This is a genomic window from Paenibacillus xylaniclasticus, from assembly GCF_004001065.1.
Classification (GTDB): Bacteria; Bacillota; Bacilli; order Paenibacillales; family Paenibacillaceae; genus Paenibacillus_T; species Paenibacillus_T xylaniclasticus.
The window spans coordinates 314,787-333,126 of sequence record NZ_BIML01000005.1; the positions used below are offsets into that span (position 1 = coordinate 314,787).

General features: G+C 51.0%; 19 protein-coding genes. 7 read left to right on the forward strand and 12 right to left on the reverse strand.

All coding sequences use genetic code 11. From position 1 onward, the window contains the following. Window positions 1–24: 24 nt before the first annotated feature. The 4 genes from PXY01_RS08715 to PXY01_RS08730 all read right to left on the reverse strand — a co-directional run bounded on the left by PXY01_RS08715 (window position 25) and on the right by PXY01_RS08730 (window position 3,608). Window positions 25–801, reverse strand: a complete 777-nt coding sequence (locus tag PXY01_RS08715) for an ABC transporter permease (RefSeq protein ID WP_127569354.1) — start codon at window positions 799–801, stop codon at window positions 25–27. After that, window positions 794–1,738 carry an ABC transporter ATP-binding protein gene (locus PXY01_RS08720; RefSeq protein WP_127569355.1) on the reverse strand — a complete coding sequence of 315 codons (945 nt, stop codon included), beginning with the start codon at window positions 1,736–1,738 and terminating at the stop codon, window positions 794–796. The genes PXY01_RS08715 and PXY01_RS08720 overlap by 8 nt, the downstream gene beginning before the upstream one ends. 18 nt (window positions 1,739–1,756) lie before the next feature. Next, window positions 1,757–2,359, reverse strand: a complete 603-nt coding sequence (locus tag PXY01_RS08725) for a TetR/AcrR family transcriptional regulator (RefSeq protein ID WP_164744348.1) — start codon at window positions 2,357–2,359, stop codon at window positions 1,757–1,759. 232 nt (window positions 2,360–2,591) lie between these two features. Then, entirely contained in the window at window positions 2,592–3,608 is a 1,017-nt protein-coding gene (locus PXY01_RS08730; protein ID WP_127569359.1) for an SDR family oxidoreductase, read from the reverse strand. Window positions 3,609–3,834: 226 nt separating this feature from the next. Here PXY01_RS08730 and PXY01_RS08735 point away from each other — a divergent pair, with 226 nt between their 5' ends. Beyond that, window positions 3,835–4,893, forward strand: coding sequence for an LLM class flavin-dependent oxidoreductase (locus PXY01_RS08735; protein WP_127569361.1), 1,059 nt, complete (start codon window positions 3,835–3,837; stop codon window positions 4,891–4,893). Window positions 4,894–5,121: 228 nt separating this feature from the next. After that, the gene (locus tag PXY01_RS08740; RefSeq protein ID WP_127569363.1) at window positions 5,122–6,591 is read left to right on the forward strand and encodes a methyl-accepting chemotaxis protein; all 1,470 of its coding nucleotides are present in this window, start codon (window positions 5,122–5,124) and stop codon (window positions 6,589–6,591) included. A gap of 38 nt (window positions 6,592–6,629) precedes the next feature. Here the strand turns inward: PXY01_RS08740 and PXY01_RS08745 are convergent, their stop codons facing one another. Beyond that, window positions 6,630–7,376, reverse strand: a complete 747-nt coding sequence (locus PXY01_RS08745) for a uracil-DNA glycosylase family protein (protein WP_127569365.1) — start codon at window positions 7,374–7,376, stop codon at window positions 6,630–6,632. Window positions 7,377–7,555: 179 nt separating this feature from the next. On the opposite strand from PXY01_RS08745, the gene fabI reads away from it, so the two are divergent. Continuing rightward, a complete protein-coding gene (gene fabI, locus PXY01_RS08750; protein WP_127569367.1) occupies window positions 7,556–8,335 on the forward strand; it encodes an enoyl-ACP reductase FabI in 780 nt (259 codons plus the stop codon). A 271-nt stretch (window positions 8,336–8,606) separates the two neighbouring features. Next, the gene (locus PXY01_RS08755; RefSeq protein WP_127569369.1) at window positions 8,607–9,878 is read left to right on the forward strand and encodes a TraB/GumN family protein; all 1,272 of its coding nucleotides are present in this window, start codon (window positions 8,607–8,609) and stop codon (window positions 9,876–9,878) included. Window positions 9,879–10,224: 346 nt separating this feature from the next. On the opposite strand, the gene PXY01_RS08760 is transcribed toward PXY01_RS08755, so the two are convergent. Together PXY01_RS08760 and PXY01_RS08765 are read right to left on the reverse strand one after the other, a co-directional pair. Next, window positions 10,225–11,082 carry a class II fructose-bisphosphate aldolase gene (locus PXY01_RS08760; RefSeq protein WP_127569371.1) on the reverse strand — a complete coding sequence of 286 codons (858 nt, stop codon included), beginning with the start codon at window positions 11,080–11,082 and terminating at the stop codon, window positions 10,225–10,227. 298 nt (window positions 11,083–11,380) lie between these two features. After that, a complete protein-coding gene (locus PXY01_RS08765; protein WP_127569543.1) occupies window positions 11,381–11,920 on the reverse strand; it encodes an NADPH-dependent FMN reductase in 540 nt (179 codons plus the stop codon). 254 nt (window positions 11,921–12,174) lie between these two features. Between PXY01_RS08765 and PXY01_RS08770 the strand changes: the two genes are divergently transcribed. Continuing rightward, window positions 12,175–12,963, forward strand: a complete 789-nt coding sequence (locus PXY01_RS08770) for a class I SAM-dependent methyltransferase (RefSeq protein WP_127569372.1) — start codon at window positions 12,175–12,177, stop codon at window positions 12,961–12,963. A gap of 111 nt (window positions 12,964–13,074) precedes the next feature. Here PXY01_RS08770 and PXY01_RS08775 read toward each other — a convergent pair whose 3' ends face one another. Together PXY01_RS08775 and PXY01_RS08780 are read right to left on the reverse strand one after the other, a co-directional pair. Then, complete coding sequence (locus tag PXY01_RS08775) at window positions 13,075–13,860, reverse strand: inositol monophosphatase family protein (protein ID WP_164744349.1); 786 nt, start codon at window positions 13,858–13,860, stop codon at window positions 13,075–13,077. A gap of 83 nt (window positions 13,861–13,943) precedes the next feature. After that, the gene (locus PXY01_RS08780; protein ID WP_127569545.1) at window positions 13,944–14,177 is read right to left on the reverse strand and encodes a YwbE family protein; all 234 of its coding nucleotides are present in this window, start codon (window positions 14,175–14,177) and stop codon (window positions 13,944–13,946) included. Between the two features lie 242 nt (window positions 14,178–14,419). On the opposite strand from PXY01_RS08780, the gene PXY01_RS08785 reads away from it, so the two are divergent. Together PXY01_RS08785 and PXY01_RS08790 are read left to right on the forward strand one after the other, a co-directional pair. Then, a complete protein-coding gene (locus PXY01_RS08785) occupies window positions 14,420–14,878 on the forward strand; it encodes a RidA family protein (RefSeq protein WP_127569376.1) in 459 nt (152 codons plus the stop codon). A gap of 13 nt (window positions 14,879–14,891) precedes the next feature. After that, on the forward strand, window positions 14,892–15,476 hold the full coding sequence (locus PXY01_RS08790) for a DJ-1/PfpI family protein (RefSeq protein WP_246027847.1): 585 nt from the start codon (window positions 14,892–14,894) through the stop codon (window positions 15,474–15,476). 130 nt (window positions 15,477–15,606) lie between these two features. Here PXY01_RS08790 and PXY01_RS08795 read toward each other — a convergent pair whose 3' ends face one another. The 3 genes from PXY01_RS08795 to PXY01_RS08805 all read right to left on the reverse strand — a co-directional run bounded on the left by PXY01_RS08795 (window position 15,607) and on the right by PXY01_RS08805 (window position 18,308). Then, complete coding sequence (locus PXY01_RS08795; protein WP_127569378.1) at window positions 15,607–16,821, reverse strand: MFS transporter; 1,215 nt, start codon at window positions 16,819–16,821, stop codon at window positions 15,607–15,609. A 38-nt stretch (window positions 16,822–16,859) separates the two neighbouring features. Next, the gene (locus tag PXY01_RS08800) at window positions 16,860–17,300 is read right to left on the reverse strand and encodes a MarR family winged helix-turn-helix transcriptional regulator (protein ID WP_127569380.1); all 441 of its coding nucleotides are present in this window, start codon (window positions 17,298–17,300) and stop codon (window positions 16,860–16,862) included. 153 nt (window positions 17,301–17,453) lie between these two features. Further along, a complete protein-coding gene (locus PXY01_RS08805) occupies window positions 17,454–18,308 on the reverse strand; it encodes an SDR family oxidoreductase (RefSeq protein WP_127569382.1) in 855 nt (284 codons plus the stop codon). Between the last annotated feature and the right edge of the window lie 32 nt (window positions 18,309–18,340).

An 18,340-nucleotide genomic window follows, 5' to 3' on the forward strand; every position in this document is an offset into this window, starting at 1 on the left:
TGGATTTGGATTAGCTCGCTTCCTCTAATCAGCGGCGCGCCATCGGATCATTTTAAATATAAACCAATAAGAAAGCACAACAAACATGAACATAACGAGCGCATTGACCGATACTTCCCACGTCCAGCCTTCCGTGAGCATTCCCCTAAGCGCCGAAGCCGCATAAGTCGTCGGAAACACGTATCCAATCCATTGCAGAATGAATGGCAGCTGCTCACGCTCCATCATGACCGGCGACAGAAACCCGATAAACATCATCAGCCCCTGTACGAGATTGCTCGTCGTCTGATGATTCGGCGACCAGAAGCCAATTCCTGCCCCAATGCCAACCATGCTCAGCACCGCGAGAATAAAGATCGGAATCAATCCCCATTCGTATCGCAGATGAACATTGAACAAATACTCGCCCGCTAACGCCATAATCATAACCGAAGGCATGGTCGTCATTAAGCCGCGCAGCATTTGGGCCAGAACAAAATTTACCTTCTGAATCGGAAGCGACGCATAATAGGTGAAGTAGCCTTGATGCTTCTGCCATGATATTTCCTGTCCAAGTGCGTTAAAGCCCATCATGATCACAGCGAATACGATATTGCCGGCAATAATATTGACCATAATTTGATCGGTCGCAGCCCCGAACATGAACTTCATCGATAATAGCGTTGATAAGGGGAAAATAGTCGCCATAAGCAGCACGATCACCCATTGATCCCTAACAATCGCGAGCTGAATTCGGAGCAAGATGGAAAGCTCTATCCACACTCTGCCTATACCAGGCCTGACCTCGCTTACATTATGCATGGGCCGCTCCCGCCTTCTGTTTATCGATATACACATAGACATCTTCTAGACTTGGAGGGTATACCGCATACTCGTCAATGGGAAGGGACGAATCATGAATCATCCAATCAAGCAACCGGCCCGCCCGCTCCTTGCTCACGTACAGTCTGATCCGGTGCTCGCCTGTCCGTTGAATGTCGCCCCACCCTTCCATCCTGCCAATGAGACGCTCCGCTTCGCCGTAAGCCGCTGTCAGATCAAGCTTCAGCCGTCCATCGACTCTCTGCTTCAGCTGTGCGACCGAATCAATCTCCAGCAGCCGCCCATGATTAATAAATGCAACACGATCGACAACTCGTTCAGCTTCCAGCACGTTATGCGTCACAAGTATGATCGTTGCCCCTCTCCGATTATGCTCGACGATTAGATCCCATACGAGCTTACGATTGAGTGGGTCCAGCTCATTGGTCGGTTCGTCGAACACGAGCACCGGTGCGTTGCCGATGAGCGTCGTGCCCATGCCGATCATGCGCCGCTGACCGCCGGACATTTTCTTGATAGGACGGTTGATCAGCTCGCCCATATTGAATCTCTCCAGCAGCTCTCTCGTCTGCTTCTCCGCTTCCCGACGCGGCAGCCCCCTCAAAATGCCGGTATACAGCAGAGCTTCCCCCGCCGTCAATACCCCTAACGCATGAGGCTCCTGTGCATAATACGATATTTCCGAGGAAATTCTTCGCTGCTGCTTCAGCACGTTCACCCCCCGGTAACGAATCTCGCCCGACGAGGGAGCTAGCAGTCCGACCAACTGCTTTACAAGCGTGCTCTTGCCCGCACCATTCGGTCCGAGCAGACCGATAATTTCGCCTTCTCGAATCGAGAAGCTAATATCTCGATTGGCCGGAGACTTGCCTTTCTTATACACCTTGCTTATACGGTCGATTTCCAGCAGATGCATGACAGCCTTCCCCTTTCGTTATAGGCTTACAACAGGAGCGAACAAATTAAGACCTGTGCGCTGCATCCCAGTCCAATATTCGGTCGATGCCCGGGTATGGTCTGTCAGTGCGACTCCTTGATAAAATCCAAAATAAGCCCAAGCAACCTCCCACGCCGGCTGTGTCTGCAACTGCCCGAGCGCCTGCCCCTCCTCAATAATGGCCGCAAGCTTCTCCGTAAATTGATTCCCGAATTCGTCCAGCACCGCAGTCTCGGCAGGAAAGCGCCGGAATTGCCCTAACACATAATGAGCAAGCCGAATGTAAGGCTGCCCGACAGCAGCCATCCCGATATGCGTCTCCAGCATGTGCCGAAGTTTGTCCAGCGGCGTCCCCTCTACCTCCATGAAGGAGTAGAACGGCCCTCGAAACTGCTCCAACGGCTCGACAACCGCACATCGGAACAGCTCCTCCTTATTCTTGAAGTACAGCAGGATCGTTGCTGCGCTAATATTGATGCTTTCGGCGATAATCCCAAAGGTCGTACCCGCATAGCCGTACTCCGGGAATAACTGAACCGCTGCTTCCAGAATGCGATCCCGCTTCTCCTTTCTTGCTTGTGTATTCACAGTCCTTGCCACGGGCTGAACACCCTCTCTTTTTAATAACTGAATGTTTATTTATATAATATAGCGTCATCCTTTATTTGTAAACATAGATTTTCCATTATATCCAGTATGACTGGCAGGCTTATTCCTAATAAAAAAGCCGGCTCCCTAACGCGTTCGGGAAACCGGCTAAGCTTCGATACAGCCTCATGTATGTCTCAACCGTATAAGCTGCTTCACTGTGCCTGTTTACAAATTGATAACCTTATCCACGTACAGCTTCAGCTGCTGCCTGGATCGCGCTGATGACCCGGTCACAGTAATCATCAAACTCAGGGTCCTCATGCTGAAGCTCCGGATGTGCGAGTATATGCTGGACCGTCGCCTTAATGCCTTGGTCAACCCGCACAGTTGCGGTAAAGCCCGGTACAAGCCGCTTCAGCTTGGAGTTGTCGAAGACGACTGTATTCGCTTTGTCGCCAATTAATCCGCCGCGATAATCCTCCGTGCTCGTTGCCGCCAAGAATTCGGACGTCACGTGCACCGCGTTCAGCTTCACGCCGAGCGCATCCGCGATCACCTCATAAATTTGATTCCACGTCACGCTCTCATCAGACGTAATATGAACCGTCTCGCCGATCGCATGAATATTGCCCATCAAACCGATGAAGCCCTTAGCGAAATCGCTATTATGCGTGAGCGTCCAGAGTGAAGTGCCATCACCGTGAATAATGACCGGCTTGCCCTCCAGCATCCGCTTTGCCACCTGCCAGGAGCCGTTGCGCCCGTGAACGCCGAGCGGAATCGAGCGTTCATCGTACGTATGACTCGGACGGACAATCGTCACCGGAAAGCCGTGGTCACGGTACTGCATCATCAGATATTCTTCACAAGCGATTTTGTTACGGGAATATTCCCAATAAGGATTCGATAAAGGTGTTCCTTCTGTAATGCGGTAATCTGACAACGGCTTCTGGTAAGCGGAAGCCGAGCTAATAAATATAAATTGCTTCGTCTTGCCATTGAATAATCGATAGTCGCGCTCCAACTGCGATGGCACAAAAGCGATAAAGTCGGCTACCACGTCGAATGTCATGCCATCGATGAGCTCCGCTACTTTGGCTTCGTCATTGATGTCAGCCGTAATAAGCTTTACGCCCTCCGGCAAAGACTCGTTACGGTTTCCCCTATTAAGCAGATACAGCTCACAGTCCTGCTCTAGCAGTTGTCTTGTAATCGCAGAACTGATTGTTCCCGTTCCCCCGATAAATAGCGCTTTCATTGTACACCTCCGCATAGTTTATGAAGCCTGTCTGGTTCCTTATTAGCGTACCATGTACGCGCGTACAGAGCAAACCTTCCGGCGGTAATAATCGATATTACAAGAGAAGCGTACAATATTGGACATCCGACTCGCCCACGAACAATGCCAAATCTCACTTCATTTTATTGAGAAACCATAGAATTATTAGTACACTTGTACTAATTACATAAGGAGGCGAATCACAATGGTCAACCCGGCAACGGATATGGAGATCGGGATTAGTACGTTTCTGGAGACAGCAACCGACCCGGCGACCGGCAAGGCAATGAGCCACGCTCAGCGAATTCGCAACGCCATCGAAGAGGTTCAAGTGGCTGATCAAGTCGGCCTCGATGTCTATGCGATCGGCGAGCATCACCGCGCCGATTATGCAGCTACCTCGCCTGCTGTTATTCTTGCGGCGGCAGCTGCTGTCACGAAAAACATCCGGCTATCTAGCGCCGTCACCGTCTTATCCTCAGACGATCCAGTGCGAGTGTACCAGCAGTTCTCAACTGTGGATGCCATCTCGAACGGGCGGGCTGAAATTATGGCGGGCCGAGGCTCGTTCATTGAGTCGTTCCCACTGTTCGGCTACAGCCTGGAGGACTACGACGCTCTATTCGATGAGAAGCTGGAGCTGCTGCTCAAAATCCGCCAGTCTGAGAAAGTGTCGTGGCCGGGCGGACACCGTCCAGCGATCAACAATCTAGGCGTATATCCACGATCGGTGCAAGAGCCGCTGCCGGTCTGGATCGCGAGCGGCGGCAACCCGGAATCGGCCGTTCGCGCCGGAATGCTCGGCCTGCCGATCGTATTCGCCATCATCGGCGGCATGCCAGAGAGGTTCGCCTCGCTCGTCTCGCTATATAAGCAAGCTGCCCTTCGTGCCGGTCACGATCCAAGCAAGCTGCAGATTGCGACTCATTCGCACGGCTTCATCGGCGATACAACCGAGGGAGCCGCGGACCGTTTCTTCCCAGCAACGCAGATACAGATGAACGTCATTGGCCGCGAGCGGGGCTGGCCCGCTTACGACCGCGACGCTTTCGATGCAGCACGCAGCCTGCGCGGAGCACTTTATGTCGGCGATCCTGAATATGTCGCAGAGAAAATCGTCCTGCTGCGCCGCAATCTTGGCCTGACGCGTTTCTTCCTTCACCTCGACGTCAGTACATTGCCGCATTCCGAAGTGCTTCACGCCATCGAGCTGCTCGGGACTAAAGTAGCACCAATCGTTCGCAAAGAGCTTGCGCGCGGTTAATGTTGACTAACGAAGAGAAGATTAGAAGGCCATGAGAGCCCACTACGCTTCTTCGCCAAGGAAGCGGATAGGATCTCATGGCCTTCCTCATTTCGCCAAAAAGTAAATAACCTACAAAAGACTCCTGGATGTTGAAAAACAGCGAATCTTTCAGAAATTATGTAGAATTCTGTCGACTTGTGTTATTATTATTCCAGAATATTGACAATAAAAAAAGGAGGTTTGATTATGAATTACATCGAGACGCTGCACAAACGCAACAAATTGCTCGTCAAAATTATCTGGGGCATGCTGCTGCTTGGCATCGTTGTCGACTTTCTAACCGGCGCAGGCACGGACTCGATTATCGTGTTGGCCATCGTCGGCACAGTAACCTGCAGCATAGCGACTGTACTCACGTACAAGCGCTGGTTTCCGACCTACATCATGTATCTTATTTCGACCATCGTTACCGTACTGACGCTGCTGCTGCTTTACACCGGCCCTATTATCTCGACTTATTTGCTCGTATACGTCAATCTTGCCATTATGACGCTGTACGGGAGCTCCCGAGCCATTGCTTACTCAACATTCATGGGCGCAGGGCTTACAGCTTACTTGATCCTCGACCCCGATTTTAAGCAAGAAGTGTTCACGAACAACAGTCCGATCACGATTTGCTTGTTCCTCGCTATGGTTGCGATTCCATTGTACGTCTCGGCCAAATTCAGCGAACGACTGCAAAGTGATGTACAGACTCAACATGATCATGCTGTTGAAGAGAGGAACAAATCGCTCGAAATGGTGGAGCAAATATCGGCTTCACTTACGCTTTTGAACGATTTCAGCTCTAAGCTGAAGCACAACATTACGTCCACGGGTGCTATTTCGAAGGAAGTCACGACTGCCTTCAACGAAATTACATCCAGCATCGAGACACAGACGTCGAGCATTAACGAGATTAGCGATTCAATTGTACAAATCGAGCAATCGGTTACTTCACTGGCACATCGCTCGAACGAAATGAGATCGCTGTCCGTCAGCTCTGCTCAATTAACTCAATTCGGCAGCGAAGAAGCCAACAGACTCGAATCCGAAATGAAGCATATTAACGATACCATCGACGAATCCGTTCGGTTGATGAATGAGCTCGGTGAACAGAACGAGCTAATCGGTGATATCGTGTCGACGATCAAACATATTTCTGCACAGACGAATCTGCTCGCCTTGAATGCCGCGATTGAAGCGGCTCGCGCTGGTGAACATGGTCGTGGCTTCGCCGTCGTCTCGCACGAAATTCGCAAGCTTGCCGAGACGTCTCAACAGTCCACCGAGCAGATTGAACAAATTCTCGAAAGCATCCGGACCAAGACCGAGCTGGCTGCGGAGCAGGTACTCCAAGGACAGCAATCCGTAATTGACGGCAGTTCTGCTGCACAGAAGGTCGTCCAGGTAATGCGCTCATTAGCCGAAGGCACAGAAAGGCTCGACGATCACTCTGAGCAGGTCGATCGATCGGCTTCAGAGCTCACCCAGCAATACTCGCGCATTACGGATCAGATCGTGACGATCGCCGGCATTACCGAGCAGAATATGGCGGCTACACAGGAGATGTCGGCCAGCATGACGACACAAGACGCCCGAATTCTCGACATTGTCGAAAGCTTCCTGCAGCTCGATAAACTGACCTCCGATCTGCACAGCATGACCGAGAAATAAGAACGCGGCCCGGCGAATATGCCGGGCCGTTGTATTGGTTATAGTGTACAGAAATGAGCATCCAGCTTCTTCTTCATTGCCTTGACATGCTCCGCGAATTGCCTATGCCGATGCCCGTTCGCTCCGGACGGATGCGGAAATCCCCACAAGCACCGAGCCCTGTCCAGCAGCCTCTCTTCTACGAATTGCCGCAGACCGTTCTCCACACTTACACCTAGCGGGATAATTAACGCCTGCCTCATATAGTCCAGCTGCTCCTCGATCGTCGACCGAGCTTCCCGTTTCAACAGCGGGTGAGTAAGCAATGGAGGGGTCGTTCCATTGTAATTACGTTTATTGACGAACACCGGGAACCGGAGCACCGATGTCGTATGCAGCAGCTGCTGCCCAGACTCAAACAGCTCGCTGCACGATGTCAGCTGCAGCTTATGATGTAAGCCAAGCTCATCCAGCATACTGATTAAGTTTTGCCGCATCGGGCCAGCGAATCGGGCCGCCTCCTTCACCCGCTGGCAGACCTCTTCATCACTTCGTCCCTCTTCGAGACAAGCGCGAGCTACGCGGAATGCGATCTCCATCTGAGACCAGCCAGGAGTCAAGCCGATAATCACAATCTTCGCGTCCGGATTCACGTACTCGTTGTGCGGAGCGTAGTACATCTCGACCTTCCCGTTACGCTCCATCAGCAGCGTCTCGGTCAGCAGTTCGTCCTTCGTCAACCTCCGGTGAAGAGGCAGCGCCAGAATCGCCTCTCTATATCGGTCTAAGTAGTGCGTGATAAGCATGCTTCGCCTCCACATCGTGATATAACCAAGTATAAACTACGAACTACCGTCACGATGCACCGATCCGCGTAATCATTCTTATTCTGGACACCCCTGATTAGCACCTGGTATTAAGATCTTGTGCTATAATTATACTAAGATTATGTACTCAAATCGAAAATGCTGGAGGATAACACACGATGACCGGAATAATGTCAGGAATGAACATTGTCGTAATGGGAGTCGCCAATGAACGAAGCATCGCTTGGGGAATTGCGAAGTCACTGCACCGCGCGGGTGCAAGCTTAATATTCACCTATCGCAAAGAACGCTCTTATCAGAAGCTCTCGCAGCTGCTAGCGGCACATGAGATCAGGCCGCTGCTATGCGTTTCCTGCGATGTAGCCGACGATGCAAGCATTGAAGCAGCCTTTGCCGAAATTAAGACTCATGTACCCGTCATCCATGGGCTGGCGCACTCCGTCGCGTTCGCCGAGAAGGACGACCTGCAGGGCGATTACGTCGATACGACCCGCGAAGGCTTCCGCCTAGCTCACGATATTAGCGCTTATTCGCTTGTATCCGTAGCAAGGGCATGCAAGCCATTGATGACGGAAGGCGGAAGCATCGTCACCCAGACGTATCTGGGCGCGGAGCGAGTCGTTAACAATTATAATGTCATGGGTGTGGCCAAGGCAGCGCTGGAGGCAAGCGTCCGGTATTTAGCCGACGATCTTGGACCGCATCGAATTCGGGTTAACGCCATCTCTTCCGGTCCAATACGTACGCTGTCGGCCAAAGGCGGGGTATCCGGATTCACTGATCTGTTCGCCACTATCCAGAGTAAAGCCCCACTTCGCAAAAATGTCGATCAAGATGAAGTAGGCGACGCAACGATGTTCTTGCTTAGCTCGCTCTCTCGCGGCATTACCGGAGAAGTGATTCACGTCGACTCTGGCTATCACATTCTCGGATATTGATGACCTGAAATTCATGATTTTGGGCAGGCGGTTCCAATGACCTATCGCGGAGCCGCCTGCCTGATATCGCTGCCGCAGTACCTCAACCCTGCCGACCAACAACAACAGCCCTCCTCTTCCATGCCGATTATTACGAATTATTATAGCCCATATCCGTTATATCAATCATTCCATTAAAGGATATTCTTGTATTCCATCGAATAATTTAGAAATACAGTTCTACTGTGACGTTCTATTATTCCAATGATACAAGGAGATTGATTAGGTACTTATGATATACAAGAAGTTATTGGCCCTATTCCTGTCTCTCGTCGTCATGTTGACAGCCTTCGCGTCCTCCAGCTATGCCTCGCCAAAACCCCAGCCGGTAAAGGTTGTATTGGACGGTACCTCCGTGTCCATACCGGATGGCCAGCCATTCGTCACTCAAGGCACTACGTTCGTGCCTATGCGATCTTTATTCAAGCTGCTAGACATTCAAATCACCTGGAACAGCCAGCAGCAAACCGTATCCGGCAGCAGAGGCAATCTCAGCTTCTCACTGCAGATCGGCAGTACGAAGGCAGAGGTGAACGGCCGCGCCGTACAATTGTCAGCCGCACCACGTATCATACACAACGTAACCTACGTACCACTCCGCTTCGTCAGTGAGGCAACTGGCTATAAGGTCGGCTGGACCGCCGCTTCGAATACGATTACCCTTACTTCGCCGCCACAGAAGGCTGCAAGCAAAGGATTTTTGTGGCGAGTGCAGCATGATGGAAACACGGTCTACTTGCTTGGATCGATCCACGCTGCGAGCGACTCGATGTATCCGCTGCGGCCTGAAATCGAGCAAGCGCTCAACTCCGCCGATTATCTAGGGGTCGAGGCTGATATTACAAGCCCTAACCAAGAGTCTCTCTCCAGCTTCATAAAGACGAATGGCATGTACAACGATGGCACAACATTAAAGGATCATATATCTGCGGCGACCTACCGTAAGCTTACGACCGCTCTCGCATTACAAGGACTTGATCCGAACTCGATGGATAACTACAAGCCTTGGTACGTTGATCTCGTGCTGCAGACCTTGAAGTTGCAGCAAAGCGACTATGAGACCGCGCTCGGTATTGATGCCTACCTGCTGCAGAAAGCGAAGGAAAACGGCAAGACCATTATTGAGCTTGAATCCGTTGAGCTGCAATGGGGAGTATATAGCGGATTCTCGGATTCGCTGCAGGAGGCTCTGCTTAACGGAGCGATTAACTCTTTCAGCCAAGACATCGATAACAACGCCGGTATAGACGAATTATCGAAAATGTGGACGACCGGGGATGAGCAATTACTCGTTCAATATACAAATGCGATCGCGGCGACACCGGAGTATTATGAAGGTTTTATAGCGAAGCGCAACGACGGTATGACCGAGAAGATTAAGGGCTACCTTATGAGCGCGGACAAGAAAACGTATCTGATCGTCGTAGGCGCACTTCATATGCTCGGGCCGGACGGTATCGTAACCCAATTGGAGAATGCCGGATACACGGTAGACAAACTTTAATCCTATACGAATACGTAAAGCCTGCACGTACGCAATGTGCAGGCTTTTTTTCATGCAGACGATACATGACATTCCCCGCTCTAAAATGAACAAAGCCTGCATCAAAATGCAGGCTTTGTTGCACCCCGGCAGAAATCTCTACAAAGTCGTATAAATGCGATAGATCAGTGCTGCCGCCTCTTCTTTGCTCGTGTTCTGCTTCGGCTTGAACTACTATATATCTAGAACATCCAAAATTTTTGTTACATTATTATTGCTCCTAACATAGAATTCGCTAATAAAATGAAAAAGAGCCAGACATGCTGAAAAATACAGCTGTCTAGCTCTTTCTATTGGTATGTCGTTCTTACGCTTTGCCGGACGAACCGAACTCGCGCATTTTGCCGATAACCGTTGCTTTGATTGCGTCGCGGCCTGGAGCCAGGAATTTACGAGGGTCGTAAACTTTAGCGTCGTTAGCCAGAATTTCACGAGCAACCTTCGTGAACGCGATTTGGTTCTCCGTGTTCACGTTGATTTTAGCCGTACCAAGGGATACCGCACGCTTGATTTGCTCCGTTGGGATACCCGTGCCGCCGTGCAGTACGAGCGGAAGCTTGATCGTTTGGCAGATCTCTTCCATCTCTTTGAAGCCCAGTTTAGGCTCGCCCTTGTAAGGGCCGTGAACCGAACCGAGTGCTGGCGCGAGGCAGTCGATACCCGTACGTTCTACGAGCTCTTTGCACTCTTTAGGATCAGCGTAGATAACGCCGTCTGCTACTACATCGTCTTCTTGGCCGCCAACCGTACCAAGCTCTGCTTCGACCGAAACGCCGCGAGCGTGTGCGTAGTCAACAACCTTCTTCGTCGTCTCAACGTTCTCTTCGAACGGGTGGTGCGAAGCGTCGATCATGACGGACGTGAAGCCAGCGTCGATCGCTGCTTTACATTTCTCGAAGCTCGAACCATGGTCGAGGTGGATTGCAACCGGAACCGTAATTTTCATTTCTTCAATCAGCGACTTAACAATTGCCGTTACGACCGTGAAGCCGCCCATATAACGAGCTGCACCTTCGGATACGCCCAGAATAACCGGCGATTTCTCTTCTTCAGCTGCAGCAAGAATCGCTTGCGTCCATTCCAGGTTGTTGATGTTGAATTGACCAACAGCGTAACCTTCTTTAAGACCTTTGTTAAGCATGTCCTTCATTGATTCCAATGCCATTGTTGTAAGTCCTCCTTCAAGATAATAACGGTTTGATGACTAGACTTGTCTAATCATACCCAAATCAGCCGCGATTTAAAATGGCGTTCTTAAATGCAGCGTCATTAGTACGAACGGAATGGGGATTGCCTCAGCCTCGTTCACGTTCTTCTTATATTTCTACATGTTAACACAATTTTTATTATAAAACTACCAATAGACACAGTCTGATGCCCATACATTTGTCCTGCTTTTGCCGAAGACTTTCTGTACATATAACACAAAGGACGCCTATTCAGGCGCCCTTGGCAGTATATGACTAGGGTCTTAACGTTTTTAAAGCGCCGCTCCAAGCAAGCACTTGGTCAAGCATCCCGTTCACATTCGTTAGGTGCAGATCTGCCGGCTTGAATACACCATTCTCGAAATCCGTAAACAGCGACAACGCCGGATGAATGCGAACGTCCGCAACAGACAGCTCACCGAGAATGCCGCGCAGATGCTCCGCCGCACGCGCACCGCCTACAGAGCCGTAGCTGACGATGCCGGCCGCTTTATTGTTCCAAGCCTCGCGGGCGTAGTCGAGCGCATTCTTAAGCGCCGCCGTAATGCTGTGATTGTACTCCTGCACAATGAAGATGAAGCCGTCTAAGCTGGTCAACTTCTCGTTCCAAGCTGCCGCTTGAGCCGTTGCGTCCTCTTCCCCGAACATTGGAAGCTTGTAATCCGCGATGTCGACGATTTCATAATTTGCGTCACCGCGTTGATCCGCTACTTTCTTCACCCATTCCCCTACTTGGGGGCTTACACGGCCTTGACGGGTACTTCCGAGAATAATGCCAATGTTCAATTTGGACATCATCTGTCCCTCCTATTGGAATAGCGCTTATCACTAGCTTACCTGAATTGTTCCAAAATATTCATCACATACTACTCCACTGCACTGTTTTTTCATACTCGATACCTCCCTCCCTTTCAGCTAAATTCTCTCACTTGCATAATTGGAAATATTTTGATATGTTCAAAAGGTCGAATGTAGTTCCTCAGTCTCATGAACCCGCTAGTTAGGGAGGATGGATCTATGTATTTAATTATGGTTCGGAGCGTTCGTCTATGCTAAATTCAATGATCCGCTCAGCCAAGCAATCGGTGAAGGCTCGACAGGCTTCTAATAACCCCATCGTTAAGCTTGCCGTATCCTCCTTAGCTATACTGTGGAAAGCAGCCGTCACCGTCAAAAATGTCATCACTAACCCAGGCTTTCGCTCAATTGTGCGTCTTGCGCTGCTCCATTCCCGCCAAGTGCATCAGACGTCATCCTTCACTTCGATGGATCGGTATCCGGACATCTTCTCCGCTTGCCGAGATTACTTCAAAGACAAGGAACATCTCAATATTTTGTCCTATGGCTGCTCCACTGGCGAAGAGGTGTTAACCCTTCGGAAGTATTTTCCTAATGCCCGTATTATAGGAGCCGACATTAATAGACACAGCTTGGCCCAATGCCACAGGCTACAGGTCGATGACCAGATTGACTTCATCTATTCTTCTCCCGAGGAAATCAGCAGACACGGACCGTATGATGCAGTCTTCTGTATGGCTGTTCTGCAGCGCAGACCCCACCGGGTCGCTGCCAGCAAAACGACGAGTCTCGCCAACATCTATCCGTTCGAGAAATTCGAGCACACGGTCGCCATGCTCCACTCACAATTAAATCCACAGGGTCTGCTCGTTATTCACTTTACACAGTATTTTCTTATGGATACGAAATTAGCGTCGGAATATGACATTTTGGAAGGCTATACTCAGTATGATTATCTTTCACCGACATTCGACGTGAACAGCCGAATCGTACCGGATCGCAAACCGCTTCACACCATTTTTATTAAGAAAAGCTCCTAAACGAATAGGGAGCAGCAGGCAGACGATAATGTGCCCGTTGCTCCCTATATTCAGGATCGCTAGAATAAATGCCGAAACCACGCTTTGGAATAAGCGGGCGAAAGACTCCTATCACTCGCTGTAAGGAATTACAGGAATCTCGTCCAAGACGATCTTCTTCAAATAATCGAAATTTTCCTTCGTATTCGCGCAAATCAGCGGAATCGGGCGGTTAAACACGGTACGTTCATACCCGATCGTGCCTATGTAGCCGCCGGCCTCCCGGATAATAATCTCCGCGCCTGCGAAGTCCCAAGGAAATACGCGCATTTCGAAATAAAGCTCCGACCGGCCGCATGCGAGATAGACCAGCTCCAGCGCCGCCGTTCCCAGCCGTCTAATATCATCGCAGCGCTCGTATACCTTCTCAATAATATTGAAGCAGGGCTTGGCCAAGCTTTTATTGTACAAGCTCATAGCCGTGCAGAATATCGAATGCTCAACATCCCGGTCTGATACCCGAATCGGCTGTCCATTCAGAAACGCCCCCTTACCCTTCTCCGCATAGAACATTTCATCGCGGACCGGATTGTAGACGACGCCCAGAATGACCTCACCGCCGTGTACGAGCCCGACCGATACGGCGCTTAAACCCATATCGCGAATGAAATTCGCCGTGCCGTCAATCGGATCGACGATCCATAAGTAAGGACGCTCATAGTCGCTTCCTTCGCTTTCCTCTCCGATAAATCCACAATCCTCGATAAGCGCAGTCAGCCGCTCCTTCAGGAATGCCTCCACTGCCAGATCAACCGATGTCACATTGTTGGATGCCGAGCCTTTACTTTGCACCTCAAAATTTTTATCCTCGAACAACCGGCCTGCCTCACGTACGATGTCTATCACTTGCTCAAGCATCTGCGCACCTGTCCTTTTTATCAATATTTCCGTTACTGTTCTCATTATAGGATATGCCTGTCGATTTCGCTTTGGTTTCTTAATCAGCTTCGTTCCGGACTATCGTCGTCCCCATTCGCTTCAATAATTCGGCTCACTCGGCCCACTTGGCCGTCCGTAAGCCGCACTTTAATGCCATGCGGATGCTCCGGCGAATTGGTGAGCAGATCCTTCACGATTCCACGTGTCGTCTTGCCCGTCCGCTGATCCTGCTTCAATATAATATCGACCGTCAGCCCAGGCTTGACGTCGCTTCTTCGCTTTCCGTTGCCTGCCATGATGTTATCCGCTCCTGATTCATTTGTAATTTCATTCAGCGACTTGCGCAAATATCTGCTCAGAGGCAGCTTCGTTGTCGGTTTGAACATAACAGTTATTGTAACCATCGTCAAATCGCATATAAGCGTTACACGCCAATCTGACCCTTAATTTCCGGCCGAATCTGCGTCTTCTAATGAACGCCATCCCCTTATAACCTATGAATGAATCAACTTCCACAAAGAGAGGGGTTCTATTTACTATGCCGTCTATCGAAGACAAACTGTCGCAGCTAGGAATCGTGCTGCCGAGCGAAAGTGCTCCTGCAGCAAACTATGCAAATGCTGTCCTTGCAGGCAACTTATTGTTTATCTCTGGCAAAGGTCCAGCCGGTGGTGCCCGCGGCAGGCTTGGGATCGAATATACGACTGACGAAGGCTATCAGCTCGCACGGGCCGCAGCTATCGAGGTGCTCGCGGTCGTACAAGCTGCTGTCGGAAGCCTTGAAAAGGTGAAGCGTGTCGTCAAAGCGCAGGGATTCATCAATGCCACAGCCAGCTTTACCGAGCATCATCTCGTCTTGAACGGCTTCTCCGATCTGATGGCCGATGTATTCGGTGAGAGAGGCGTTCATGCGCGTTCGGTCTTCGGAGCGAGCTCGCTTCGTGACGGACTGCCGGTTATTATCGATAGCATTTTTGAAATCTACCCGGAAGAATAGAGAGGAGCAAGCGATGGCTATACAGATGGCATTTATTTTATTTGACGATATGACTACGTTAGATTTTGCCGGCTTCCATAATGCCGTCACTTGGCTGAGCAAGCGAGGATACCGGGACGACCTTACGTGGCACTATTGCGCCGATAAGTCTGAAATTACCGATGACCGCGGTATGGTGGTCAAGGCCGATCGGGTGCTCCCCGATCTGAGCGAGTATGATCTTGTGTTCGTCCCCGGCGGTGCCGGAACGAGGCGTGTAATTAACAGCGAGACGTTCATGGAATGGATTCAAGGCGCGAAGGAAGTATCGTACAAAATATCGGTCTGTACAGGCGCTCTTATTTACGGTGCCGCCGGCTTCCTTCATGATCGGACAGTGACGACTAACCCGCTCGCTCTGGAGCTGTTAGAGCCGCACTGCAAGGAAGTCATTCGCTGCAGGGCCATGCGCGACGGCGGATTCTTTACAGGGGGCGGCATTACCGCTTCAATCGATCTTGGACTTTATTTCGTCGAAACGATAACAAGTGCAGAGATTGCTAGTGAGATTGCCTTACTAATGGATTATCCGTATTACGCCGTTTCACCGAGCCCATAACCGGCCGCACGTCTGACCCGCCACAACGGCAAAGGCCGTCCCAACGTCATTGCAGCATGACATTAGAACGGCCCGCCCTTTAGACCAGAAACGCACATACTTGCGCTGAATATTCGGAGACAGCAAGCGGTCACTTAGCCGTCTCATAAGCTTGCCGGACTGCGGAAGGTGCTGCTTTCTTACGATGGAGCGCATAATACAGCAGGGCGGTCAATGCAGTCACAACGGCCGAGATGAGATACATGCCGTCATATCCCAGGCTGGACGCGATGACACCAAGCACATAGGAGCCGATGCCGTAGCCAAGGTCGAAGAGAACGAAGAATGTGGCCATCGCGATCGGCTGGCGCTCCCGGGCCGATCGTTTCACCGCATTCGTCTGAAAGCTGGGAAGCAGCGCGCCGTAGCCCAGCCCGCTCACTGCACCCGCTGCCAAGAACAAAGCCTGCGACTGCGCTTGGCCTAGCAGATACAATCCAATAGCTAATATCGCAATACTTGGATAAATGACAAGCTTCTCGCTATAGCGATCCAGTATTCGCCCGATCAAAGGTCGGGGCAGTACAATCATCACACCGAAGCAGACGAAGAAATAGCTCGCGATCGATTCCATCGACATGCTAGAGGCGTAGACGGAGATGAACGACGTCAGCCCGCTGTACGAGAATGCCGTGAGGAAGCCAGCCAGCCCGATTGGAATCGCCGTCACTTCAATTAAATCCTGCCAATGAAGCGGCTTTTTGACTCTTGGGACAGTTGGTGATGTCTGTTCCGTACGAGTACGTGCCATTACTCCGAGTCCGAGAGCAAGCAGTGAGAAGCCTGCGCACATAACGAACAGTGCCCGGTAGCCATAATGCGAGTTAACCGTAAGGCCAATGAAAGGGCCGATGACCATCGCAAGGCTCATAAACAGACTAAAATAACTGATGCCCTCGCCTTTGCGGCTTTCAGGAATAAGCTTCAGCGCCACGCCATTCGTCGACGTCGTCGCCACCGCAAAGCTTCCCCCGTTCACGAAACGAAGCAATAGCAGCATTGCAAAGCTATAAATATTCAAATAATAAACCGCCGCCAAGAAGAACAGCAGCAGTGACCAGAATACGATCCGCGTATCGCCGAACCGTTCCATCCACTTGCCCGCGAACGGCCGAATGAGCACCGCCGCGACGATGAACAACGTCATCGACAGCCCGATCTGCTGCTCCGACCCGTGCAGCGTCTCCTTCACATATACCGGCAGCGTTGTCGCTGAGGTATAGAACGTCAGAAATACAAAGAAGCTGCTTAAGCTGATCGCGACAAAATTTTTGTTCCATAAAGCTTCCTTAGTTGTAGCTCTCATGATGTTGGTTTCCTCCAGTAGTGCCGCGTCGATTTTCTCTATTCTCTTAATTCACGACGCCTCTCCATATTGCGATTCACCTTGCCTATAAACGTACGAAATGCCTCAAGCTCTGCCTCCGGAATGCCGGCCAGCACTTCCGCCATGAACCGATTCTCGACCGGAATCAGATCGACGGCCGCCTTCCTGCCTACAGGCGTAATGTGCATAAGATAAGAACGTCGATCCTCCGGATTCGGCTGACGGGTAACGAAGCCTTTGCGCTCCAGCTGATCCAGTATGCGCGTTACGTTGGCGGGGTCCTTCTCCGTCCGGTCGGCCAGCTCCTTCTGACTAATGTTATCCTCATGATGCAGCGTCAAGAGCAGCGACCACTGCTCAGATGTCAATTGATACGACTGGAACAGCTGCGTAAGGCTCGAGGACAGCTTACGGCCTGTATTGACGATTAAATAGCCGATGGATTCCTCCGGTCTCAATCAAACACACCTCTCTGCGAATTTAGTTGCTATGACAATTATATTTATATCAATAATTCTGCTGCTCGTAAAGACCACATGAGATTACAGACAAAACGAAACGGTCTTCGTCCCATCGAACATAGGACGAAGACCGTCTAAATCTTTCACTGCTTATAGATTCAAAATCGTTCTTAGCGCTTCATTCAGCGGCGTCACTGGACGGCCGAGCACCTTCTCGAAATCACTGCTCGTCACGTCCAGCTGGCCTGTGCGAATCGCCGTCTGGATACCGACAAGAAACGGAACGACAGGCTCCGGCACTCCTGCATCTGCTAACGTCTTCGCATACGTCTCGTCATCCACCTGCATGACGGGAACATCCTTACCGATAACCTCCGACACAATCGCGACAAGCTCCTCCTGCGTCAGCGGCTTGCCCGACAGCTCGTATACCGTGTTGTCATGCCCTTCTCCTGCGAGAACCTTCGCAGCCGCTTCAGCATAATCGCGGCGACCGGCCCAGCCGACCCGGCCCGCACCGGCGGAGGTGACCCACGGCGCTCCGTTAATGGCCGCTTGAATCGAACCCAACTCATTCTCCAAATACCAGTTGTTGCGAAGGAAAGAATACGGAATTCCCGAGCTAATAATCTCATTCTCCGTCTCGCGGTGGTCGCCCGCCAGAGACAGCGTGCTCTCCTGCGCATTCGGCGCGCTGGTATAAGCGATGAAGCTCACTTGCGCCGCTTTGGCAGCTTGGACGGCTGCCCGATGCTGCGGAATCCGATTCTGAATGTCTGAACTTGAGATCATCAGCATCCGGTCAACGCCAGCGAATGCCTTCTCCAGCGATTCCGGCTTATCGAAATCACCGTAACGAACGTCTACGCCAAGGGCGCTAAGATGCTCCGCCTTGCGCGGGTCACGGACGCTTACGGCAATGCGCGACGCAGGTACAAGCTTAAGCAGCGATTCAACAACAAGAGCTCCGAGCTGTCCTGTCGCTCCAGTCACTAATAATTTCATACGAACACCTCGCTATAAATAATATGTAATGC